The organism is Microbacterium longlingense (genome assembly GCF_058349825.2).
Map to the genome: position 1 here is coordinate 591,286 of NZ_JBYRJA020000001.1, position 20,235 is coordinate 611,520.

Consider the following 20,235-nt stretch of genomic DNA (forward strand, 5'->3'; position numbering starts at 1 on the left):
GGGGAGGACGAGGGCAGGGGCGGGTACGGTCGGGAGGGTGAGTCGGATCGTCGTCCTCGGCAGCGCCAACCTCGACCTCGTGGTGCGCCAGCCCCGCCTTCCGCATCCCGGCGAGACCATGTTCGGATCGTCCTTCGACACCGTCCCGGGCGGCAAGGGGCTCAACCAGGCCGTCGCGGCGGCGCGGGCACAAGGCGACGTGGCGTTCCTCGGCGCGGTGGGGGCGGATGCCTTCGGCGAGCGCCTGCGCGCTGCGCTCCACCACGAGGGGATCGACACCACCGGCCTGCGGACGGTGGAAGCGCCCACCGGCACCGCGCACATCGCCGTGGTCGACGGCGGAGAGAACGCCATCGTCGTGGTGCCAGGCGCCAACGCCGCGGTCGAGCGCCTCGATGCCGGGGCCCGGGCGCGCATCGCGGCGGCGCAATACCTGGTGGCACAGCTGGAGCGTCCGCGCGCCCTGGTCACCGCAGCCTTCGCCGCGGCGCGCGACGCGGGGGTGCGCACCGTCCTCACCCCGGCACCCGTGCCCGCCGACGGGCTCGACGACGCCCTGCTGGGCGACACCGACATCCTCATCCCGAACGCCGCAGAGGCCCGCGCGCTCGCCGGCCGCGATGACGACAGGGACGCCGCGACAGCCCTCAGCACGCGGTGCGGCCTGGTCGTGATGACGCGCGGGCCCCGCGGCGCCCTGGTCGCCCGGGACGGTGCCGTGCAGCACGAGGTCCCCGCCCGGTCGGTCGAGGCCGTCGACACCACCGGAGCCGGAGACACCTTCGCGGGCGTCCTGGTGGCGCGGCTGAGCCGGGGCATGCCCCTGGACGCCGCGATCCAGGCGGCCTCGGCCGCCGCGTCGATCGCGGTCACGCGGCCGGGTGCCTCCTCCTCGATGCCGGCGTGGTCCGAGGTGGCCGCTCTGCTCGCCTGAGCGGCGACTCGCCGCGGCCCGCCCCCTCGCGCCGCACGGCGTCGTAGGGTCGGAGCATGACCGCCCCCGACGACGCCCGCGCGCAGCTCATCGCGGCCGCCGCGGACCCGGGGTGGTCGTCGCACTTCCTGCCGCCCGTCGACGAGAGCACCGCGCGTGAGGCGTCCGTCCTGGTGCTGTTCGGCTCTCTCGACGAGATCCTCGCCGAGAACCCGGTGGGCGTCGTGCCCGCCGACCTCGACGTGCTGCTGCAGCGCCGATCCGCCACCGTCACCTCCCACCCCGGGCAGATCTCCTTCCCCGGCGGACACCGCGACCCCGAAGACGCCGATGCCGTCGCGGCCGCCCTCCGAGAGGCCGAGGAGGAGACCGGCCTTGACCCGACCGGCGTCGAGGTGCTCGCGACCCTCCCGTCGCTGCCCCTCATCGCCAGCAACCATCAGGTCACGCCCGTGCTCGCCTGGTGGCGTCGGCCCACCCGCGTCGCCGCCGTCGACCACGCCGAGACCGTCGAGGTGTTCCGCGTGCCCGTCGCCGAGCTCCTCGACCCCCGCAACCGCTTCACCGCCCGCCGCGAGGTCGCCGCAGGCCGGTTCTACCGCGGCGCCGGGTTCGACCTCGACGGCGTGATCGTGTGGGGCTTCACCGCGATGGTCCTCGACGGCCTGTTCACCGCCGCCGGATGGGCCATCCCCTGGGATCGTGGCCGGGAGCGCGACGTCTAGCACCGGTGCCGGCATCGCGTGCTCCGCGCGCCAGACGCCCCGGATAGGCTGACCGTGTGAAGATCCTCGTCCTCGGCTCCGGCGCCCGCGAACACGCGATCATCCTCGCTCTGCAGAACGAGGACGCAGGTCATGAGCTGTTCGCCGCGCCCGGCAACTACGGCATCGCGCAGGACGCGACCGTCGTCGACCTCGATCAGAACGACGGCGAGAAGGTCGCCGCGTTCGCGAACGAGCGGGCCATCGACCTCGTCGTCATCGGGCCGGAGGCGCCGCTCGTCGCGGGCGTGGCCGACGTGCTGCGCTCGCGCGGCATCCCGGTGTTCGGCCCCGGCCGCGAAGCCGCGCAGCTGGAGGGCTCGAAGGCCTTCGCCAAGCGCGTGATGGAGGCCGCTGGCGTGCCCACCGGCGGATCCCGCCGCGCCACCACGATCGAGGACGTCGCCGCGGCCCTCGACGAGTTCGGCGCGCCGCACGTGGTCAAGGCAGACGGTCTCGCCGCGGGCAAGGGCGTGATCGTCACCGCCGATCGCGACGCGGCTCTCGCCCATGCCGCCCAGTATCTGCCGGCCGGCCCGGTGCTGATCGAGGAGTTCCTCAGCGGCGAGGAGGTCTCGCTGTTCTTCCTGAGCGACGGCGACACGGTGCGTGCCCTCGCCCCCGCGCAGGACTTCAAGCGCGCGTACGACGGCGATGCCGGACCGAACACCGGAGGCATGGGAGCGTACTCTCCCCTCCCCTGGCTCGCCGAGCGCTTCGGCAGCATCGCGGCGTTCGTCGCCGAGGTCGAGGAGACGGTCGCGCTCCCGGTGGTGCGGCGGCTGGACGCCGAGGGCACCCCGTTCATCGGGCTCCTCTACGCCGGCCTCGTGCTCACCGCTGACGGCATCCGGGTGATCGAGTTCAACGCCAGATTCGGCGACCCCGAGACGCAGGTCGTGCTGCCGCGCCTGCAGACCCCGCTCTCCGAGCTCCTCTTCGCCGCCGCTTCCGGCACGCTCGAGGCGCAGCCGGAGCCGGTGTTCTCCGACGACGCGGCCGTGACGGTCGTGCTCGCGAGCGAGGGCTACCCGGAGCACCCGCAGACCGGGCGTTTCATCGCGGGGCTCGCCGACGCGGACGCGGTGGAGGGTGCTCGCGTGGTGCACGCCGCCACCTCCGCTCCGGACGCGCCGGGGGGAGACCCGGTGGCATCCGGCGGCCGTGTCCTCAACGTGGTGGCGACAGCGCCGGACTTCGCGCAGGCGCGGGCCAGGGCCTACGCGGCTCTCGACCGCATCCGCCTGGACGGCTCACACTTCCGTCACGACATCGCCGCCCGCGTCGCCGACGGACGGTAGCCGCCTGACAGGAGCCGCCTGACAGGAGCCGGTCGGGCTGAGCCTTCGCGAGAGACCCCTCGCTCCGCTCGGTCCGCCGAATCATCAGGATTTTCAGGTGCCGCGGCACCTGAAAATCCTGATGATTCGGCACGCGCGCGAGCGCGGTGGCCCCGGCGGCCTGATCTCAGGCCGCCGGCTCAGCGCGGTGGCAGCGCGGGGCGCGGCGTCGGCCGCAGGAACAGCGTCGAGAGCATCGCGATGAAGATCACGGCCGCGGGCAGCAGCATCGTCTGCGACATCGCCGCCGCGAACCCTTCGGCGACGCGCGCGGGGAGCGCTCCGGAAGCGCCCTCGGCCGGCGTACCGGCGGCACCGGGCAGATTGGCGGCGAGACGCGCCTGCATGAAGCCGGCGATCGCCGCAGAACCGATCACCGAACCCACCGTGCGCGTGGTGTTGTAGAGCCCGGCACCGGCACCCGCGTAGCGCGGATCCAGACGGCGGGTCGCGGTGGTGGCCAGCGGCCCCCACATGCCGGCGCTGCCGATGCCGTAGAGCGCCGCGGGGAACAGGAAGACCCACATGGGCGTGGTGGTGTCCATGATCGCCGCGTACCAGACGAGCGACCCGGCGACGCACAGCAGGCCGGGCACCAGGATCACCCGCGGGTCGACCCGGTCGAGAATCTTCCCGGCGATCGGCGACAGCACCCCAGACAGCACCGCCGTGGGGACCGTGAGCAACGCCGCTTGGGTCGGCGTGAGACCGCGGGCGAGCTGCAGGAAGAACATCAGCGGGAGCGCCATGCTCGTCACGGTGAAGCCGACGCCGGCGATGCTGACGTTGGACCATGAGAAGTTGCGGTCGCGGAAGATCGCCATCGGCAGGAGCGGTTCGCCGCGCGTGCGCATCTGCTGCCAGATGAAGAGCCCGAGCACCGCCACCCCGGCCACGATCAGGCCCCAGACGGAGATCGGCCCCCAGATCACGCCCCAGCCGTAGTGGTCGCCCTCCTGCAGGCCGAACACGATGAGGAACAGCGCCAGCGCGCTGAGCACCACGCCGACAACGTCGAAGCGATGCGGATGCGTCTCCAGGCGCGGCACGAGGATCAGCGCGAGCACGAACGCCACGACGCCGACGGGCAGGTTGACGAAGAAGATCCACTCCCAGCCGAGGCCGTCGACGAGCAGGCCGCCCAGGAGCGGGCCGACCAGGCTCGCCACCCCCGCCGTCGCACCCCACAGGCCCATCGCCGCGCCACGGGCATGCGCGGGGAACGTGCGCGTGATCAGGGCCATCGTCTGCGGATTCATGAACGCCGCGCCGAGCCCCTGCACGGCACGCGCCGCGATCAGCATTCCGAGGGAGTCGGACAGTCCGCACCACAGCGACGCCAGGGTGAAGATCGCCAGACCCACCAGGTAGGTCTGCTTGAGCCCGAACCGGTCGCCCATCCGGCCCGTGATCAGCAGCGGGACGGCGTAGGCGAGCAGATACGCGCTGGTGACCCACACCACGTTGTCGAAGTTGTTCGACGCCGGGTCGAGCGCGGCCTTGATGGCCGGGTTGGCCACCGAGACGATCGTCACGTCGACGAGGATCATGAAGAACCCGATCGCCAGCGCCCACAGGGCCGGCCAGGGGCTCCGGGGCCGGGAGGCACCCGTCGTGGTCGACCCCGTGTCGGTCGAGTCGGGAGCTGCAGACGCGGTCATGCACGCCCTTTCCGCATGTGTGAGGGATGCCCGTCGGCATCCGCGAGTCGGGCCCGCCGCGCTGGGCGGGCAAAGAGGTCAGAGGTGAGCAGGGCGGCCGGTCATGAACGGTGCGCGCCTGGCGTGAACGATCGCCGGGGACGGGCCGACGCGCTTCTGCGGTGCCCGCTCCAGAGCGGGGCATCGCCGGTGTTCGTCATGCGATGCTCCGTCCGAATGCCATGTCGTCCTCCGTCACTGCTCCACCCGCGACCCTACTCCGGCCCGCGGACATCGGGGCCGCCCGCCGACGCCCGCGGTCGCGCGAGGCACGAACGGCCGGAGAGCCCGCCGGGATCCCGGCCTTCCGGGTGCCCGGCCCGCTCGGGGATAATGGGCGGGTGAGCACCCCCACCGTCCCCGGCTGGACGCACGTCTACTCCGGCAAAGTCCGCGATCTGTACCGCCCGGAGGACCCGGCCGACGACCGGATGCTCGTCGTGGCGTCCGATCGGGTGAGCGCATTCGACCACGTGCTCTCCCCCGGCATCCCCGGCAAGGGCGCGCTGCTCACGCAGCTCAGCCGCTGGTGGTTCGACCGCCTCGCCGCGGAGGGCGTCGCGAACCACCTCGCAGACGGCGAAGCCCCGGGCGCCGTCGCCGACCACGCGATGGTGGCGGTGTCCCTCGACATGCTCCCGGTGGAGTGCGTCGTGCGCGGATACCTCACCGGGTCCGGCTGGGCGGAGTACACCGAGCACGGCACGGTGTGCGGCATCCCGCTGCCCGCCGGCCTGCACGACGGCGACCGCCTCCCGGAACCGCTGTTCACCCCGGCATACAAAGCGCCGCTCGGAGAGCACGACGAGAACATCTCCTTCGCGCGCACCGCAGAGCTCGTGGGAGCGGAGCGCGCCGCACAGCTGCGCGACCTCTCGCTGCGCATCTACCGCCGCGCCGCGGAGATCGCCGAGGAGCGGGGGCTGATCCTCGCCGACACCAAGTTCGAGTTCGGCACGGATGCGGCTGGCGCCCTCCGCCTGGCGGACGAGGTGCTCACGAGCGACTCGTCTCGCTACTGGGATGCCGAGGCCTGGCGCACCGGCACGACACCGGCCGAGCGGATGGCGAGCTTCGACAAGCAGATCGTGCGCAACTGGCTCTCGGCCAACTGGGACAAGCAGGGCACCCCGCCCGAGCTGCCCGCCGAGATCGTGGAGCGCACCGCCGCCCGCTACCGCGAGCTGATCGAGCGCCTCACCGCCTGACGCACTCCGGGCCGGCGCGCGGCGGTCCGCAGCGCGCCGGCCGCCGCACGAGCGGGTATCTCCTCGTGCGAGACGTGGCGGCCCATCGCCTCCCCCGCTCTCCCCGCGGCCTGTGCCGCTGCCGTCCGGGCGAGAGGCTGGCGCGCGGCCGGCCAGTAATGTTGGCGCAGCATTCATCAGACCCGAGGAGACCCCCATGCCCCTGTGGAAAGTGCACGGAGACGGCCGCACCGTCGCGCCCGGCGCCGTCGTCCGTCCCGACGAGCGACTCAGCTGGCCGGCCACCATCGCCATCGGCGTGCAGCACGTCGTGGCGATGTTCGGGGCGACGTTCCTCGTCCCGATCCTCACCGGCTTCCCCGTGCCGACAACGCTGCTGTTCAGCGGCATCGGCACGATCCTGTTCCTCATCGTCACGCGCAACAAGCTGCCCAGCTACCTCGGGTCGTCCTTCGCGTTCATCGCGCCGGTCACCGCGGCCACAGCCTCGGCCGGCATGGGATCCGCGCTCGCCGGCATCGTCGCGGTCGGCGTGCTGCTCGCGCTCATCGGCGTGGTGGTGCACACCGTGGGCGTCGGCTGGATCGACCGCTTCCTGCCGCCAGTGCTGGCCGGCACGATCGTCGCGCTGATCGGGTTCAACCTCGCCGGCGCCGCTCACAACAACTTCGCCAAGGCCCCGATCACGGCGACGGTGACGCTCGCCCTCACGATCCTGTTCGCCGTCGTGTTCCGCGGGTTCCTCGGCCGCATCTCGATCTTCCTCGGCGTCATCGCCGGCTATGTGTTCGCCAGCGTCCGCGGCGAGGTCGACTGGGCCGCGGTCGGCGAGGCCGCATGGTTCGGGCTGCCCACCTTCCACTTCCCCGACTTCGTCTCGCCCAGCACGTGGTCCGGCATCGCGATGTTCCTGCCGGTCGTCCTGGTGCTCATCGCGGAGAACGTCGGCCACGTGCGCGGCGTGGCGACCATGACAGAAGACCCGAAGATCAACGCGCAGACCGGGAAGGCGCTCGTCGCCGACGGCGTCTCGACCGCGATCGCCGGATTCTTCGGCGGCTCGGGAACCACGACCTATGGCGAGAACATCGGCGTGATGGCGGCGACCAGGGTCTACTCCACTGCGGCGTACTGGGTGGCCGGCTTCACGGCGATCCTGCTGGCGATGTCGCCGAAGTTCGGTGCCGTGGTCAACTCCGTTCCCGCCGGGGTGCTCGGCGGGGTGACCACCGCGCTGTACGGGCTCATCGGCATCATCGGGGTCAAGATCTGGGTGGACGGCCGCGTCGACTTCTCCCGCCCGGTGAACCAGTACACCGCCGCTGTCGCGCTCATCATCGCGGTCGGCGGCTTCACGATCTCGGGTGAGGGCGGGTTCGAACTCGGCGGCATCGTGATCGCCACCGTCGCGGCCATCGTGATCTACCACCTGGGCAACCTCGTCGCGCGGCTGCGCAAGACCGGCGCGGACGACGGCGGCCCGCTCGCACCGGTCGGCCCGCTCGGCGGCGACCCGGAGAACGCCGCTCGCTGATCCGCTGGAGACGCAGCTCCGGCAGAATCTCGGCCTGCGCACCCCGCTCGCGCGGGGTTGCGCAGGCCGCCGCGCAGCCGTCATCAGAATTGCCTGAGTCGGCGACGGCGGGTCTCGAGCTCGAGACCCGCCCTCGCCGCCGCGCGGCTACAGCGCGCGGTGCGCGATGATGCGCGCGTACTCCTGGCCGCTGTCCTTGATCAGGCGCTCCTGGGTGTCGTACTCCACCCGCACCAGACCGAAGCGCTTCTGGTATCCCCAAGCCCACTCATAGTTGTCCAGCAGGGACCAGTAGAAGTAGCCGCGCACATCGACGCCCTGCTCGATCGCATCGAGCGTGGCGTCCAGATGCGCCCGGAGGAACGCCACGCGCTCGGCATCGGGAACGCGATCGCCCGTCCGCACGTCGTCGTAGGCCGCGCCGTTCTCCGTGACGTAGAGGGGGATGCCCTCGGCGTACTCCTCGGCGACCCGCGCCAGCAGCCGCGTGAGCCCCTCCGGCTGCACCTCCCACCCCATGCCGGTGCGCGGCAGGCCCCGCTCGACCGCATGGATGCCCTCGTGCGAGGGATACGGCGACGCGATCGGGCGGTCGGTCGGGGCGTCGATCCGGGGCGGCGCGACCGCCGGGGCCGTGCCGCTGAGGAAGTCCCCCTGGTAGTAGTTCACCCCGAGCGTGTCCAGGGGCAGCGAGATCGTCGCGAGGTCGCCGTCGTGCACCGCTTCTGCCCACCGCGACACCGCTGCGGGATCGACCGCGCGGATGTCCCGCACCACGTCGGCCGGGTAGGCGCCCTGGAAGATCGGCTCGAGGAACCAGCGGTTGAACTGCCCGTCGATGCGTCGTGCCGCATCGACGTCGGCCGGGTCGAGCGGGTTGACCGGATCGGCCACGGTGAGGTTGAGCGTGAGTCCGAGCTTGAGCGTCTCATCGCGTCCGCGCAGCGCCTCGACCACGCGGCCGTGGGCGAGCATCAGGTGGTGTGCGGCCAGCAGGCCGTCGCCGATGCTCTGGCGCCCTGGGGCGTGCGCGCCGGCCGTGTAGGAGAGGAACGACGCGCACCACGGCTCGTTCAGGGTCGTCCAGATGCCCACGCGATCGCCGAGCGCATCGTGCATCGTCATGGCGTACTCGAAGAACCGGTCGACGGTCTCGCGCGCGGTCCACCCGCCCTTCTCCTCGAGCGCCTGCGGCATGTCCCAGTGGTAGAGGGTGAGCCAGGGCAGGATGTCGTTCGCCAGCAGTTCGTCGACGAGGCGGCTGTAGAAGTCGACGCCCTGCTGGTTGACGGCACCGCCGTCGGGACGCACGCGCGACCACGACGTGGAGAAGCGGTAGGTCTGCAGGCCGAGGCGCTTCATGAGAGCGACATCGTCCGCGTAGCGGTGATAGTGATCGCACGCGACGTCGCCGTTGTCTGCGTTGATCACGGCGCCGGGCACCCGCGCGAAGGCGTCCCAGATGGAGGCTGTCCTGCCGTCCTCGAACGCGGCCCCCTCGATCTGATAGGCCGCCGTGGCAGCACCGAACAGGAAGTCATCCGGAAACGTGCGTGTCATGCCGACAATCCTGACACCCGCGGGGCGCCGTCCGGCGCCCCGCCCTGTCGCCCGGGTGCACGTCTTCCCGTTCCGACGCCGGTGGCGTCTTCCCGTTAGGGTTGTGCGGTGAACCCTGATCTCGCCCGCGCCGAAGGCCTCATCCGAAACATCCCGGACTACCCGGCGCCGGGGGTGCTGTTCCGCGACATCACCCCGCTGCTGGCCGATGCCGCCGCGCTGCGCACCACGATCGACGCGCTCCTGGAGCCCTTCCAGGGCCAGTTCGACGTGGTAGCCGGAATCGAGGCGCGCGGGTTCATCCTCGCCGGAGCCGCTGCGATCGCCGCCGGCGTCGGGCTCGTCCCGATCCGCAAGGCCGGCAAGCTGCCCCGCCCTGCCGCATCGGTCGACTACGCCCTGGAGTACGGCACGGCGACCGTCGAGATGCACGACGACCTTCCGGCCGGCACGCGGGTGCTGCTGATCGACGACGTGCTCGCGACCGGCGGAACGCTCGCCGCGGGCCGCCAGCTGATCGAGCGGCTCGGCTCGCACGTGACCGGGGTGACGGTGCTGTTCGAGATCGCCGAGCTCGGCGGACGCGCGGTCGTGGGCGACCTCCACACGGTCTTCCGCGTGTAACCGGGCTCCGCCCCGCCCCTTCCCCCATTCCGGCAAAACCGCCGCCGCTCTGCCCCCGGCCCCCGATCTGGGCAGTTTCGGCTGTTTCTGCCTGAGTTCGGGAACGGCCACCGACCGCTCGGGCATCGGTCGCGCGGCCGGTAGACTGGGCTGACCCTCCTCCCGCGACTCCTGGAGCCCTTCATGCCCACCATCGTCGTCGACGTCATGCCCAAGTCCGAGCTGCTCGACCCGCAGGGGAAGGCCGTCTCCGGAGCGCTCGCGCGCCTCGGCGTCGACGCCTTCAGCAACGTGCGCATCGGCAAGCGCTTCGAGCTCACCGTCGAGGGCGAGGTCACCGACGCCGTGCTGGCCGAGGCCCGTCGCATCGCGGACGAGGTGCTCTCCAACGCCGTGATCGAGGACGTCGTCGGCGTCGAGGTCGTCGAATGAGCGTCCGCATCGGCGTCATCACCTTCCCCGGCTCCCTCGACGACCGCGATGCCGAGCGCGCCATCCGCCTCGCCGGCGCAGAGCCGGTGTCGCTCTGGCATGGCTCGCACGACCTCGAGGGCGTCGATGCCCTCGTGCTGCCTGGCGGCTTCAGCTACGGCGACTACCTGCGCAGCGGAGCGATCGCGGCCCTCTCGCCGATCATGACAGAGGTCACAGACGCCGCAGCCCAGGGCATGCCGATCCTCGGCATCTGCAACGGCTTCCAGATGCTGGTCGAGGCGCACCTGCTGCCCGGCGGCCTGATCCGCAACGACCACCAGCACTTCGTGCGCCGCGACCAGCGCCTCATCGTCGAGAGCACGGACTCCGCTTGGACGAGCGAGTTCACCCCTGGCGAGGAGATCGTCATCCCGCTGAAGAACGCCGAGGGCGGCTACATCGCGGACGCCGAGACGCTGGACCGCATCGAGGGTGAGGGCCTGGTGGCCTTCCGCTACGCCGGGGTGAACCCGAACGGGTCGTTGCGCGACATCGCCGGCCTCCGGAACGAGCGCGGCAACGTCGTCGGCCTCATGCCGCACCCGGAGCACGCGACGGAGCTCGGCTTCGGCCCGAACACCTCGGTGCGCATGCGTTCCGGCCAGGACGGCCTGCGCTTCTTCACGAGCGCGATCTCGGCTGTCGCCGCGGTCGCGGCCTGACGCCGCTGCGGCCCCGCCCGCTCAGCCGGACGCGGGCGGCCACAGTCCGATCAGCACGGCGATGATCAGCGCCGTCACCGGCTCCTGGGCCATGCTCATCACCGTCTGCCCGCGACGGCATCGGGGGCGATGAAGCTCACCACCAGGGCGACGATGATCGGTCGCGCTGCGGGGTCGGATCTCGCGCCACGAGCACTCGGGCTGGCGCGTCGCCGGCACCGGTGTTCTGCGACCGGCGCCATGCGCGCTGGGTAGGCTCGATGCATGGCCGACACCTTCGCGAACGACGCCGCAGACGCCCCGCGGGAGACCGCCGACACGACCGCGGAGGGCGCTGCTCCGCCGATCGTGGTCACCCTTCCCACCCCGGGTCTGCGTGACGCCGTCGGGCCGGCGCCCGCGGGCGTCGAGCTGCTGCTGTGGGACATGCGATCGCCCGCGCCCCGCGAACGCATCGACATCGCGGTGACGCCGTATGCGCCCCTCGGCGACATCGTGACCGCGATCGGCGACACCGACATCGGCCTGCTGCAGAGCCAGTCGATCGGCTTCGACGACGTGGTCGGGCGCCTGCCGGGCGGCTACCGCTTCGCGAACGCGGCGAGCGTGCACGAGGCGTCGACGGCCGAGCTCGCCGTCGGCCTGATCCTCGCCTCTCAGCGCCGCATCCCGACCTTCGTGCACGCCCAGGACCGCGAGGAGTGGGTCTCGCAGCGCTCACCGAGCCTCGCCGATCGCCGGGTGCTGGTGCTCGGCGTCGGCGGAGTCGGCATGGCGATCGCGATGCGCCTGGAGCCTTTCGAGGTGCAGCTGACGATGGTCGGCCGCCGGCAGCGCAACATCTGGCACGAGCGCCTCGGCCGCATCGACGTGCGCGCCACGGACGAGCTCCCCGCCCTCCTCCCGCAGACGGACATCCTCGTGCTCGCCCTGCCGGGCGGCGCAGAGACCCGACACATCATCGGCGAGCGCGAGCTTTCGCTCCTGCCCGATGATGCGCTCGTGGTGAACGTCGGCCGCGGCCCCGCGCTGGACACCGAGGCGCTCATCGCGCAGAACGGCCGCATCCGCGCCGCCCTCGACGTGGTCGACCCCGAGCCCCTGCCGGCCGGGCATCCGCTGTGGTCGGCACCCGGTGTGCTGATCGTGCCGCACGTGGGTGGTGCCACCAGTGCGATGCGACCACGCGTTGTCAAGCTCGTGCGGGCGCAGATCGAGCGTCTGCGCGCCGGTCAGGACCCGCTGAACGTGGTGATCGACGGCTGACCGCCGCCGGCGGTCGCGCTGATCTGGTCACCCCTCCCCGACTGCAAGCGCTTGCAGTACGCTGATCGCATGTCCCAGCTTGAGCAGATCGCCGCCCCCGGTTCGGAGTGGTGGCGCACCGCCGTCATCTATCAGATCTACCCCCGTTCCTTCGCCGACTCCAACGGCGACGGCATCGGCGACCTCCCCGGTGTGACCGCGCGCCTCGACGCCCTCCAGCAGCTCGGCATCGACGCGATCTGGCTCAGCCCCTTCATGACCTCACCGCAGAAGGACGCCGGCTACGACGTGGCCGACTACCGTGACGTCGACCCGATCTTCGGCACGCTCGCCGACTTCGACGAGATGCTCGCCCAGGCGCACGAGCGGGGCATCCGCGTGATCATCGACCTGGTCCCCAACCACTCCTCGAGCGCCCACCGGTGGTTCCAGGAGGCCCTCGCCGCCGCTCCCGGCAGCCCGGAACGCGCGCGGTACATCTTCCGCGACGGCACGGGAGAGAATGGCGAGCTCCCCCCGAACAACTGGCAGAGCGTGTTCGGCGGCGGCATGTGGGAGCGCGTGACCGAGGCGGACGGCACGCCCGGCCAGTGGTACCTGCACATCTTCGACCCCAGCCAGCCGGATTTCGACTGGACCAACCCGGAGGTGCAGGAGGAGTTCCGCAGCATCCTGCGCTTCTGGCTCGACCGCGGGGTGGACGGGTTCCGCGTCGACGTCGCTCACGGCATGACCAAGGCCGCCGGTCTTCCCGACTACACCCCGCCGAGCAACGCCGACTCGATGGGCGGAGACCAGGACGACGTGCCGTACTGGACACAGCCCGAGACCCACGAGATCTTCCGCGACTGGCACACCGTGCTCGCCGAGTACGACGGTGACCGTGCGCTGTGCGGCGAGGCGTGGCTGCCCACCATCAAGCGCACCGCCGAGTACGTGCGTCCGGACGAGATGCACCAGACCTTCAACTTCGCGTATCTGTCGACCCCCTGGGACGCCGAGAAGCTGCGGTCGGTGATCCGCGAGTCGCTCGAGGAGTTCACCGCGGTCGGCGCACCAAGCACCTGGGTGCTGTCGAACCACGACGTGGTGCGTCACACCACCCGTCTCGCGGCCGAGCACATCCCCCAGGGCGACGGCATGGGACCGCGTACGCCGGGCAAGCCGGACTTCGCGCTCTCGCTCGCCCGCGGACGCGCCGCAACCGCCCTCATGCTGTCCCTGCCCGGCTCGGCATATCTCTATCAGGGTGAGGAGCTGGGCCTTCCCGAGGCGATGGAACTGCCGGACGAGAGCCGCCAGGACCCGACGTGGTTCCGCACCGACGGCGAGCGCTACGGCCGCGACGGCTGCCGTGTGCCGCTGCCCTGGGAGGCCGACGCCCCCGCCTTCGGGTTCAACACCACCGGTGCGTCGTGGCTGCCGCAGCCGGCGGAGTGGTCCGCGCTCGCCCGCGACGTGGAAGAGGCCGACCCCGCCTCCACGCTCTCGCTGTACCGCCAGCTGCTGCGCCTGCGACGCGACCACGACCTCGCGAGCGGATCGCTGGTGTGGGAGGACGCCGGATCGGATGCGGTCGCCTTCCGCCGCGGCGACATCCACGTGGTGGCCAACCTCGGCTCCGCTCCGATCGAGCTGCCCGCCGGCGCGACGTTCCTGATGCAGAGCACCGCGTTCGAGGGGACGGACCTGCCTGCCGACACGACCGTCTGGTACACGGTCTGACCCTCCCGCTGATGCGCCGGCCCCGTCCCCGCTCCGCCGACCCGGCGGAGCGCGCACCGCGTGCGGGAGACGGGGCCGGCGCGGAGCGCCCGCAGCCGGACCCCGGCGGGCGGGGAGGAGCGGCACGGTGGTGAGCATCGACGAGGTGGCGCGTCGGGCCGGCGTGTCCACCGCGACCGTCTCCCGCGCCCTCTCCGGGCGCGGGCAGGTCGCAGAGCGCACCAGGGCCAGAGTCGCGGCGGCGGCGGCGGAGCTCGGATATGTCGTCTCGCAGGCGGCCTCCGCCCTGGCCTCCGGCCGCACGCGCAACATCGGCGTGATCATGCCCTTCCGGGCGAGCTGGTTCTTCAGCAGCGTGCTCGACGGGCTCTCCACCGCGCTCCTCGGGCACGGATACGACATCACGCTGTACAACACGACGGCGGACGCCGGCATCCGCCAGGAGGTCTTCGAGACGTTCGTACGCCGGCAGCGCGTCGACGCGCTTGTCGCCGTGACGGTGAAGCTCTCCGGCGCGGAGACCGACCGGCTGCTCGACCTCGGGCTGCCGGTGGTCGCCGTGGGCGGTCCGAACCCCCGCATCGACACCCTCGCGGTCGACGATGTCGGGATCGCCGCGCTCGCGGTGTCGCACCTGATGCGGCTCGGGCACCGCCGCATCGGCCACATCGGCGTGCACCCGGGGTTCGACGCAGACTTCGCCGTCGGCGCCCAGCGCCGACACGGGTATGAGCGCACGCTGCGGCATGCCGGCATCCGCCCGGATCCGGCCCTGTTCGCCCCGGGAGACTTCACGATGGCGGGCGGCCACGCCGCCGCGATGCAGCTGCTGTCGCTCGCAGCCCCTCCCACCGCGCTGTTCGCGGCGTCCGATGAGATGGCGATCGGTGCGATCCTCGCGGCACGCGACCGGGGGATGTCCGTTCCGGGCGATCTGTCGGTGATCGGGGTGGACGGCCATGAGCATGGGCCGTTCTTCGGGCTCACGACGATCGACCAGTTTCCCGCCCAGCAGGGCGCGCGCGCCGCAGCGGCCGTTCTGGCCAAGCTCGGCGAGGCCGCTGCCGCAGCGCCGGGCCCGCTGCCGGTGGCGCTGGTGGAGCGGGCGAGCACGGCCGCACCGCGGGGCACCGCACCCCCCGCGTCCTAACTCAGGCGAAGTCAGCACCCCGGCCCGGGATCCGCCGTTGGCGGGCCTCCGGCGCTGTCTGCGCCTGAGTTGGGACACGGCGCTCGGGGAGACCGGGCCACGGAACCCCGCCGCCGACCTCGGTAGGCTTGATTCTCATGACCATCGACCTGGAAGCGCTGTACACCGACCTCCATCAGCATCCCGAGCTCGGCTTCCAGGAGACCCGCACCGCCGGTATCGTCGCGCGCCTCCTCGACACACTCGACAGCACGGACGGCGGGATGGAGGTGCTCGAGGGCATCGGCCGCACGGGCGTCGTCGGCGTGCTGCGCAACGGCAGCGGCCCCACCGTGTGGCTGCGGGCGGACATGGACGCGCTTCCGGTGTTCGAGGAGACCGGCGTGGCGTACGCCAGCACGGTCCGTGCCCGTGACGAGAAGGGCCAGGACGTGCCGGTGATGCATGCGTGCGGGCACGACATGCACACCACCGCGCTCGTGGGCACGATGGCGCGCCTGGTCGCCGACCGTGACTCCTGGTCCGGCACGGTCGTGGCGATTTTCCAGCCGGCGGAGGAGCTCGCCGCCGGCGCACGCGCCATGCTCGACGACGGGCTGCTGACGCGGGTGCCCCACCCCGACATCGTGATCGGTCAGCACGTCGCGTCCATCCCCACCGGTCGCATCACCATGCGCCCCGGCCCGCAGATGGCCGCCACAGACGCCATCACCATCACCCTCTACGGCCGGGGCGGTCATGGCTCCCGCCCGCATATGACCATCGACCCGGTGGTCATGGCGGCCGCGGTGATCATGCGGTTGCAGACGGTCGTCTCGCGCGAGATCGACCCGCGGGAGATGACCGTGCTCACCGTCGGCTCCGTGCACGCGGGGGTGAAGCACAACGTGATCCCGGACGAGGCGCGCATCGAACTGAGCCTGCGCTACCCGAATGACGAGGTGCGCGCGCGCGTGCTCGCCGCGATCGAGCGCATCGTCAAGGCCGAGGCCCTGGCCGCGGGGGCCGAGCGGGAGCCCGACATCACCTTCGACCTCACGCTGCCCGCGACGATCAACGATCCGGCGGCGACCGGCCTGCTGACCGAGGCCTTCGAGCGCGTGCTCGGGGAGGGCACGGTGATCGACACCGGCATGTCGCCGGGCAGTGAGGATGTGTCGTGGTTCGCCCTCGATGCCGGCGCACCGATCGTGTTCTGGCACTGGGGGGCGATCAACGCCGATGTCTTCGCCCACGCGGTGATCAACGACACGGTCACCCGCGATATCCCGACGCAGCACTCGGCCCGCTTCATCCCCGACCTCACGCCGACGCTGGAGGTGGGAGTCAGCGCACTGACCACCGCGGCACGCACCTTCCTCGCCGAGGTGCCCGCTTCGTCTGCCCGCTGAGCGGGGCCGGATCGCCGAAGTCGGCGACGTGGCGTAGCGTGGCCTGCGAGGAGGGCAAATGTCTCATGAGCAGCCCAATACGACGGACGTCGCACGCGACCGGCGGCGCCTCTGGCCGGGGCTGATCACCGCCCTCCTCATCGGGGTGTGGCTGACCGGTATGGCCATCGGCGGCCCGTACTTCGGCCGGGTCGGCGAGGTGTCGTCGAACGACCAGACCACCTATCTCCCGTCGTCCTCCGACGCCACCCAGGTGCAGCAGCTGCGGGGCGAGTTCGCCGATTCCGAGGCCATCCCCGCCGTGGTGGTGTTCGCGTCGGACACCGCGCTCACCGACGCGCAGCTCTCCACGCTGACCGACGCGGTCGCCGCCCTGCCAGAGCTCGACGGGGTCGCCTCCGACCTCTCCCCGCTGATCCCCTCGGAGGACGGCCGCGCCGCCCAGGCGTTCGTGCCGATCGAGGGCGGTGTGAAGGAGACCGTGGCCGCCGTCTCTGACGCGCTCAGCGCCTCCGTACCGGACGGCGTCGACGTCTTCGTCACGGGCCCCGCGGGCTTCACCGCGGATCTCGTCGCGGCGTTCTCCGGCATCGACGGCATCCTGCTCCTGGTTGCGCTGCTCGCGGTGCTGGTGATCCTGGTGCTCGTCTACCGTTCGCTGCTGCTGCCGATCGCGGTGCTCGGCACGAGCGTGGCCGCGCTGACCGTGGCGCTCCTGACCGTGTGGTGGCTGGCGAAGGCCGGTGTGCTGATGCTGAGCGGGCAGACGCAGGGCATCCTGTTCATCCTGGTCATCGGCGCCGCAACGGACTATTCCCTGCTGTACGTCGCGCGCTACCGGGAAGCACTGCGCGTGCACGAGCACAAGGGAACGGCCACGCGTGTCGCCCTGCGCGGCGCCGTCGAGCCGATCGTCGCATCCGGGCTCACGGTGATCGCGGGTCTGCTGTGCCTGCTGCTGAGCGATCTGAAGTCGAACAGCTCACTGGGCCCGGTCGCATCGATCGGGATCGTGTTCGCGATGCTCTCCGCGCTCTCGCTGCTCCCGGCGATCCTCTTCGCCTTCGGACGCGCGGCGTTCTGGCCGCGGCGCCCGCGCTTCGAGCCCGAGGTCGTCGCCGCGGAGAACGGCGTGCACACCGGCGGCCTGTGGGCACGGCTCGGCGGACTCATCCGGCGGCGACCGCGCGCGGTCTGGCTGCTCACCACGGTGCTGCTGATCGCCGGGGCCGCGGGCGTGACGCAGCTGAACGCGCAGGGCGTCGCGCAGTCGGAGCTCGTGCTCGGCGCATCAGAGGCGCGCGACGGCCAGGTGGCGCTCGGCGAGCACTTCCCGGGCGGCTCGGGCAGCCCGGCGTACGTGGTGGTCGCGGAGGACGCTCTGACCGACGCGGCATCCGTGCTGCTCGCATCCGGGGGCGTCGACAGTGTCTCGGTGATCGCCGCGGACTCGCCGTCCGGCACGGCTCCTGTGACCGCAGAGGGCGTGACCGCGTTCGGCCCGCCCGGGACCCCTGCCCCCGATCCGACCGTGGTCGACGGCCGGGTCATGCTGCAGGCGACCCTGACCGACGCCGCGGATTCCTCCGCCGCGGAGCAGACCGTGCGCGATCTGCGCGCCGCATACGCAGCGGACGGCATGGATGCCCTGGTCGGCGGCGTGACCGCGACGGCGATCGACACCAACGACGCGTCGATCCACGACCGCACGCTCATCATCCCGATCGTGCTGGCCGTGATCCTGCTCATCCTGATGCTGCTGCTGCGCTCGGTGCTCGCTCCGGTGCTGCTGATCCTCACGACCCTGCTGTCGTTCGGCACCGCGCTCGGGGTGGCGGCGCTCGTGTTCAACGGGGTGTTCCACTTCCCTGGCGCGGATCCCGCCGTCCCGCTCTACGGCTTCGTGTTCCTGGTGGCCCTGGGCATCGACTACAACATCTTCCTCATGACGCGCGTGCGCGAGGAGTCCCTGCGGCATGGCACCCGCGAAGGCGTGCTGCGCGGTCTGTCGGTCACCGGCGGCGTCATCACATCGGCGGGGCTCGTGCTGGCCGCGACCTTCGCCGCGCTGTCGGTGATCCCCATCCTGTTCCTGGTGCAGATCGCCTTCATCGTGGCGTTCGGCGTGCTGCTCGACACGTTCCTGGTGCGCGCTCTGCTGGTGCCAGCGCTGGTCTACGACCTCGGCCGAGCGGTGTGGTGGCCCTCCGCGCTGTCACGCCGTTCCGAGCCGCCGGCTCGTCGGTGAGTCCGTCCGGCGCCGCGGGCGTCGGACGGGCCGGGCCAGCGCTTGTTTCACTCGAGCGGCGGTCCGGGGCGGCGGATCACGCCTCGATGAGCGGCGTGCGATGGGCCTCGCGGTGCAATTGCTCCATCCGTGCGTCCAGCTCGGTTGCGGCGTCGGCCGCAGCCGAGAGCCCCTCGACCAGGCGCGGGGGAACGGCCTTGTCGAACTTGTAGTGGATCTTGTGCTCGAGGCTCGCCCAGAAGTCCATCGCGATGGTGCGGAACTGCACCTCGACCGGGACCGGCACCGCGCCGGTGGACAGGTAGACGGGCACCTCCACGATCGCATGGAGGCTGCGGTAGCCGTTCGGCTTGGGGTCGGCGATGTAGTCCTTCACCGCGCGGATACGCAGATCGGGCTGCCGGGTGAGCAGATCGAAGAGCTGGTAGACGTCCGGCACGAAACTGCAGGTGACCCGGACACCGGCGATGTCGGTGATGTGCTCGCGGATCGCGTCGAGGTCCGGCTCGATCCCCTTGCGCGCGACCTTCTCGATGATGCTGTCCGGCGACTTGACCCGGCTCTTGACGTGCTCGATCGGGTTGTAGTCGTGGTGATGACCGAACTCGTCGCGCAGAATCGAGATCTTCGTCTCGATCTCCCGCAGCCCGAATTCGTACTCGTGGAGGAATTTCTGGAAGGTGTCCCTCAGCTCACGCATCCGGGCAACGTCGTCGGCCCCCACCGCTACCGTGTCCATGCCCCGACGCTACGCGGTCGGGATTCGAACGGGCTGAGTGTCACCGACTCCGGCTGATACCCTTCCCGACGTGCCGGATGTCACTGTCGCCACCACCGCCGAGCGGGTGTCCGCTGCGCGCCGGACGCACCGTCGCGTGGCCGGCCGCGGGTTCGCGATCTTCATCGGGCTCGCCCTCCTGGCGGCGTTCGGCATGGTGCTGCTGGTCGTGGGAGGGCGACTGCCTGACCGCATGCCGGTGATCGTCGTGGCGGTGCTGATGGGGATCGGCGCCGGCCTGTGGGCCTGGACCAACCGGCTCCCCCAGCGGGCAGAGCGGTTCCTCTCGTCCGACGGCGTCACGCAGTTCCGGGTGAGCGACGATGCCCTTGCCGTCGGCGACATCGTGGTGCCGTGGGAGCGCGTCACGTGCGTGTTCGCGCGGGTGCGGGACGACACCGCCACGGCGGGCGGGCTGAGCACCCGCGGCCTCGCGCTGCGAATCGGCTCCCGGCTGCGGCGTCGACTCGAGGCCGACGGAGCGCTCAGCACGATCGACCTCATGGTCGGCGTCGTGGGACGCCTGTCGCTCGTCGATCCGCGCGGGCTGATCGACCCGCTCACCTCCCTCCCGCCGTCCGGCCTGGACAGCGGCCGGATCGATGTGCCCTTCGGCGCCTATCTCGATCGTGATGATCTCGGAGAGCTGCTCGCGGCGATCCGGGACCGTGCCGGAGACAGCGTTCCGTGCGGGATCGTCGCGGGCGGCGCGTTCGCGTGGGCTCAGGCCCAGACGGCCGCGGCCGACAGTCCGGAACGCATCCGCGCGCAGGCGGCAGAGCTGCTGGCGCGCGACTGACCGGCACGGGGCCGCGCGCGATGCGTGCGACCCCGGACGTGCCCGATGCTGCCCCACGAAGAGCCGGGGCCCGCTCGA

General features: G+C 71.6%; 17 protein-coding genes. 14 read left to right on the top strand and 3 right to left on the bottom strand.

Annotated elements, in window-relative coordinates:
- The first annotated feature begins 37 nt into the window (after positions 1–37).
- Genes AC3RXY_RS02740 through purD form a run of 3 tightly spaced genes read left to right on the top strand, consistent with a single transcriptional unit; the run spans position 38 to position 2,999 of the window.
- On the top strand, positions 38–934 hold the full coding sequence (locus AC3RXY_RS02740; protein WP_491509344.1) for a ribokinase: 897 nt from the start codon (positions 38–40) through the stop codon (positions 932–934).
- A gap of 56 nt (positions 935–990) precedes the next feature.
- Positions 991–1,659, top strand: coding sequence for an NUDIX hydrolase (locus tag AC3RXY_RS02745; protein WP_491509345.1), 669 nt, complete (start codon positions 991–993; stop codon positions 1,657–1,659).
- A gap of 56 nt (positions 1,660–1,715) precedes the next feature.
- Positions 1,716–2,999 (top strand): phosphoribosylamine--glycine ligase, encoded by a 1,284-nt coding sequence (gene purD / locus AC3RXY_RS02750; RefSeq protein ID WP_491509346.1) that lies wholly within the window; start codon positions 1,716–1,718, stop codon positions 2,997–2,999.
- A gap of 179 nt (positions 3,000–3,178) precedes the next feature.
- On the opposite strand, the gene AC3RXY_RS02755 is transcribed toward purD, so the two are convergent.
- Positions 3,179–4,699, bottom strand: coding sequence for a DHA2 family efflux MFS transporter permease subunit (locus AC3RXY_RS02755; RefSeq protein WP_491509347.1), 1,521 nt, complete (start codon positions 4,697–4,699; stop codon positions 3,179–3,181).
- Between the two features lie 380 nt (positions 4,700–5,079).
- Here AC3RXY_RS02755 and AC3RXY_RS02760 point away from each other — a divergent pair, with 380 nt between their 5' ends.
- The gene (locus tag AC3RXY_RS02760) at positions 5,080–5,946 is read left to right on the top strand and encodes a phosphoribosylaminoimidazolesuccinocarboxamide synthase (RefSeq protein ID WP_491509348.1); all 867 of its coding nucleotides are present in this window, start codon (positions 5,080–5,082) and stop codon (positions 5,944–5,946) included.
- A 196-nt stretch (positions 5,947–6,142) separates the two neighbouring features.
- Entirely contained in the window at positions 6,143–7,480 is a 1,338-nt protein-coding gene (locus tag AC3RXY_RS02765) for a uracil-xanthine permease family protein (protein WP_491509349.1), read from the top strand.
- 147 nt (positions 7,481–7,627) lie between these two features.
- On the opposite strand, the gene AC3RXY_RS02770 is transcribed toward AC3RXY_RS02765, so the two are convergent.
- Entirely contained in the window at positions 7,628–9,040 is a 1,413-nt protein-coding gene (locus tag AC3RXY_RS02770) for a GH1 family beta-glucosidase (RefSeq protein ID WP_491509350.1), read from the bottom strand.
- A 108-nt stretch (positions 9,041–9,148) separates the two neighbouring features.
- Between AC3RXY_RS02770 and AC3RXY_RS02775 the strand changes: the two genes are divergently transcribed.
- The 8 genes from AC3RXY_RS02775 to AC3RXY_RS02810 all read left to right on the top strand — a co-directional run bounded on the left by AC3RXY_RS02775 (position 9,149) and on the right by AC3RXY_RS02810 (position 18,580).
- A complete protein-coding gene (locus AC3RXY_RS02775) occupies positions 9,149–9,664 on the top strand; it encodes an adenine phosphoribosyltransferase (protein ID WP_491509351.1) in 516 nt (171 codons plus the stop codon).
- Between the two features lie 183 nt (positions 9,665–9,847).
- Positions 9,848–10,096 (top strand): phosphoribosylformylglycinamidine synthase subunit PurS, encoded by a 249-nt coding sequence (gene purS / locus AC3RXY_RS02780; protein WP_491509352.1) that lies wholly within the window; start codon positions 9,848–9,850, stop codon positions 10,094–10,096.
- Complete coding sequence (gene purQ, locus AC3RXY_RS02785; protein WP_491509353.1) at positions 10,093–10,800, top strand: phosphoribosylformylglycinamidine synthase subunit PurQ; 708 nt, start codon at positions 10,093–10,095, stop codon at positions 10,798–10,800. The genes purS and purQ overlap by 4 nt, the downstream gene beginning before the upstream one ends.
- Positions 10,801–11,064: 264 nt before the next feature.
- Entirely contained in the window at positions 11,065–12,066 is a 1,002-nt protein-coding gene (locus tag AC3RXY_RS02790) for a 2-hydroxyacid dehydrogenase (protein ID WP_491509355.1), read from the top strand.
- A gap of 69 nt (positions 12,067–12,135) precedes the next feature.
- Positions 12,136–13,791 carry a glycoside hydrolase family 13 protein gene (locus AC3RXY_RS02795; protein ID WP_491509356.1) on the top strand — a complete coding sequence of 552 codons (1,656 nt, stop codon included), beginning with the start codon at positions 12,136–12,138 and terminating at the stop codon, positions 13,789–13,791.
- 127 nt (positions 13,792–13,918) lie between these two features.
- Entirely contained in the window at positions 13,919–14,941 is a 1,023-nt protein-coding gene (locus AC3RXY_RS02800; protein ID WP_491509357.1) for a LacI family DNA-binding transcriptional regulator, read from the top strand.
- Between the two features lie 137 nt (positions 14,942–15,078).
- Positions 15,079–16,332: an amidohydrolase gene (locus tag AC3RXY_RS02805; RefSeq protein WP_491509358.1), complete on the top strand. Its 1,254-nt coding sequence runs from the start codon at positions 15,079–15,081 to the stop codon at positions 16,330–16,332.
- Positions 16,333–16,390: 58 nt separating this feature from the next.
- Positions 16,391–18,580, top strand: coding sequence for an MMPL family transporter (locus AC3RXY_RS02810; protein WP_491509359.1), 2,190 nt, complete (start codon positions 16,391–16,393; stop codon positions 18,578–18,580).
- Positions 18,581–18,656: 76 nt separating this feature from the next.
- Here AC3RXY_RS02810 and AC3RXY_RS02815 read toward each other — a convergent pair whose 3' ends face one another.
- Positions 18,657–19,319 carry a GTP pyrophosphokinase gene (locus tag AC3RXY_RS02815; RefSeq protein WP_491509360.1) on the bottom strand — a complete coding sequence of 221 codons (663 nt, stop codon included), beginning with the start codon at positions 19,317–19,319 and terminating at the stop codon, positions 18,657–18,659.
- A gap of 70 nt (positions 19,320–19,389) precedes the next feature.
- Here AC3RXY_RS02815 and AC3RXY_RS02820 point away from each other — a divergent pair, with 70 nt between their 5' ends.
- Positions 19,390–20,157, top strand: a complete 768-nt coding sequence (locus AC3RXY_RS02820; protein WP_491509361.1) for a hypothetical protein — start codon at positions 19,390–19,392, stop codon at positions 20,155–20,157.
- Positions 20,158–20,235 lie beyond the last annotated feature (78 nt).

Excerpts from the sequence above, each read along its gene's own strand:
- AC3RXY_RS02790 (WP_491509355.1), top strand. The coding sequence starts at position 11,065 with ATGGCCGACACCTTCGCGAACGACGCCGCAGACGCCCCGCGGGAGACC.
- AC3RXY_RS02770 (WP_491509350.1), bottom strand. The coding sequence starts at position 9,040 with ATGACACGCACGTTTCCGGATGACTTCCTGTTCGGTGCTGCCACGGCG.
- AC3RXY_RS02745 (WP_491509345.1), top strand. The coding sequence starts at position 991 with ATGACCGCCCCCGACGACGCCCGCGCGCAGCTCATCGCGGCCGCCGCG.
- AC3RXY_RS02815 (WP_491509360.1), bottom strand. The coding sequence starts at position 19,319 with ATGGACACGGTAGCGGTGGGGGCCGACGACGTTGCCCGGATGCGTGAG.
- AC3RXY_RS02805 (WP_491509358.1), top strand. The coding sequence starts at position 15,079 with ATGACCATCGACCTGGAAGCGCTGTACACCGACCTCCATCAGCATCCC.
- AC3RXY_RS02795 (WP_491509356.1), top strand. The coding sequence starts at position 12,136 with ATGTCCCAGCTTGAGCAGATCGCCGCCCCCGGTTCGGAGTGGTGGCGC.
- AC3RXY_RS02765 (WP_491509349.1), top strand. The coding sequence starts at position 6,143 with ATGCCCCTGTGGAAAGTGCACGGAGACGGCCGCACCGTCGCGCCCGGC.
- AC3RXY_RS02755 (WP_491509347.1), bottom strand. The coding sequence starts at position 4,699 with ATGACCGCGTCTGCAGCTCCCGACTCGACCGACACGGGGTCGACCACG.
- AC3RXY_RS02810 (WP_491509359.1), top strand. The coding sequence starts at position 16,391 with ATGTCTCATGAGCAGCCCAATACGACGGACGTCGCACGCGACCGGCGG.
- purQ (WP_491509353.1), top strand. The coding sequence starts at position 10,093 with ATGAGCGTCCGCATCGGCGTCATCACCTTCCCCGGCTCCCTCGACGAC.
- purS (WP_491509352.1), top strand. The coding sequence starts at position 9,848 with ATGCCCACCATCGTCGTCGACGTCATGCCCAAGTCCGAGCTGCTCGAC.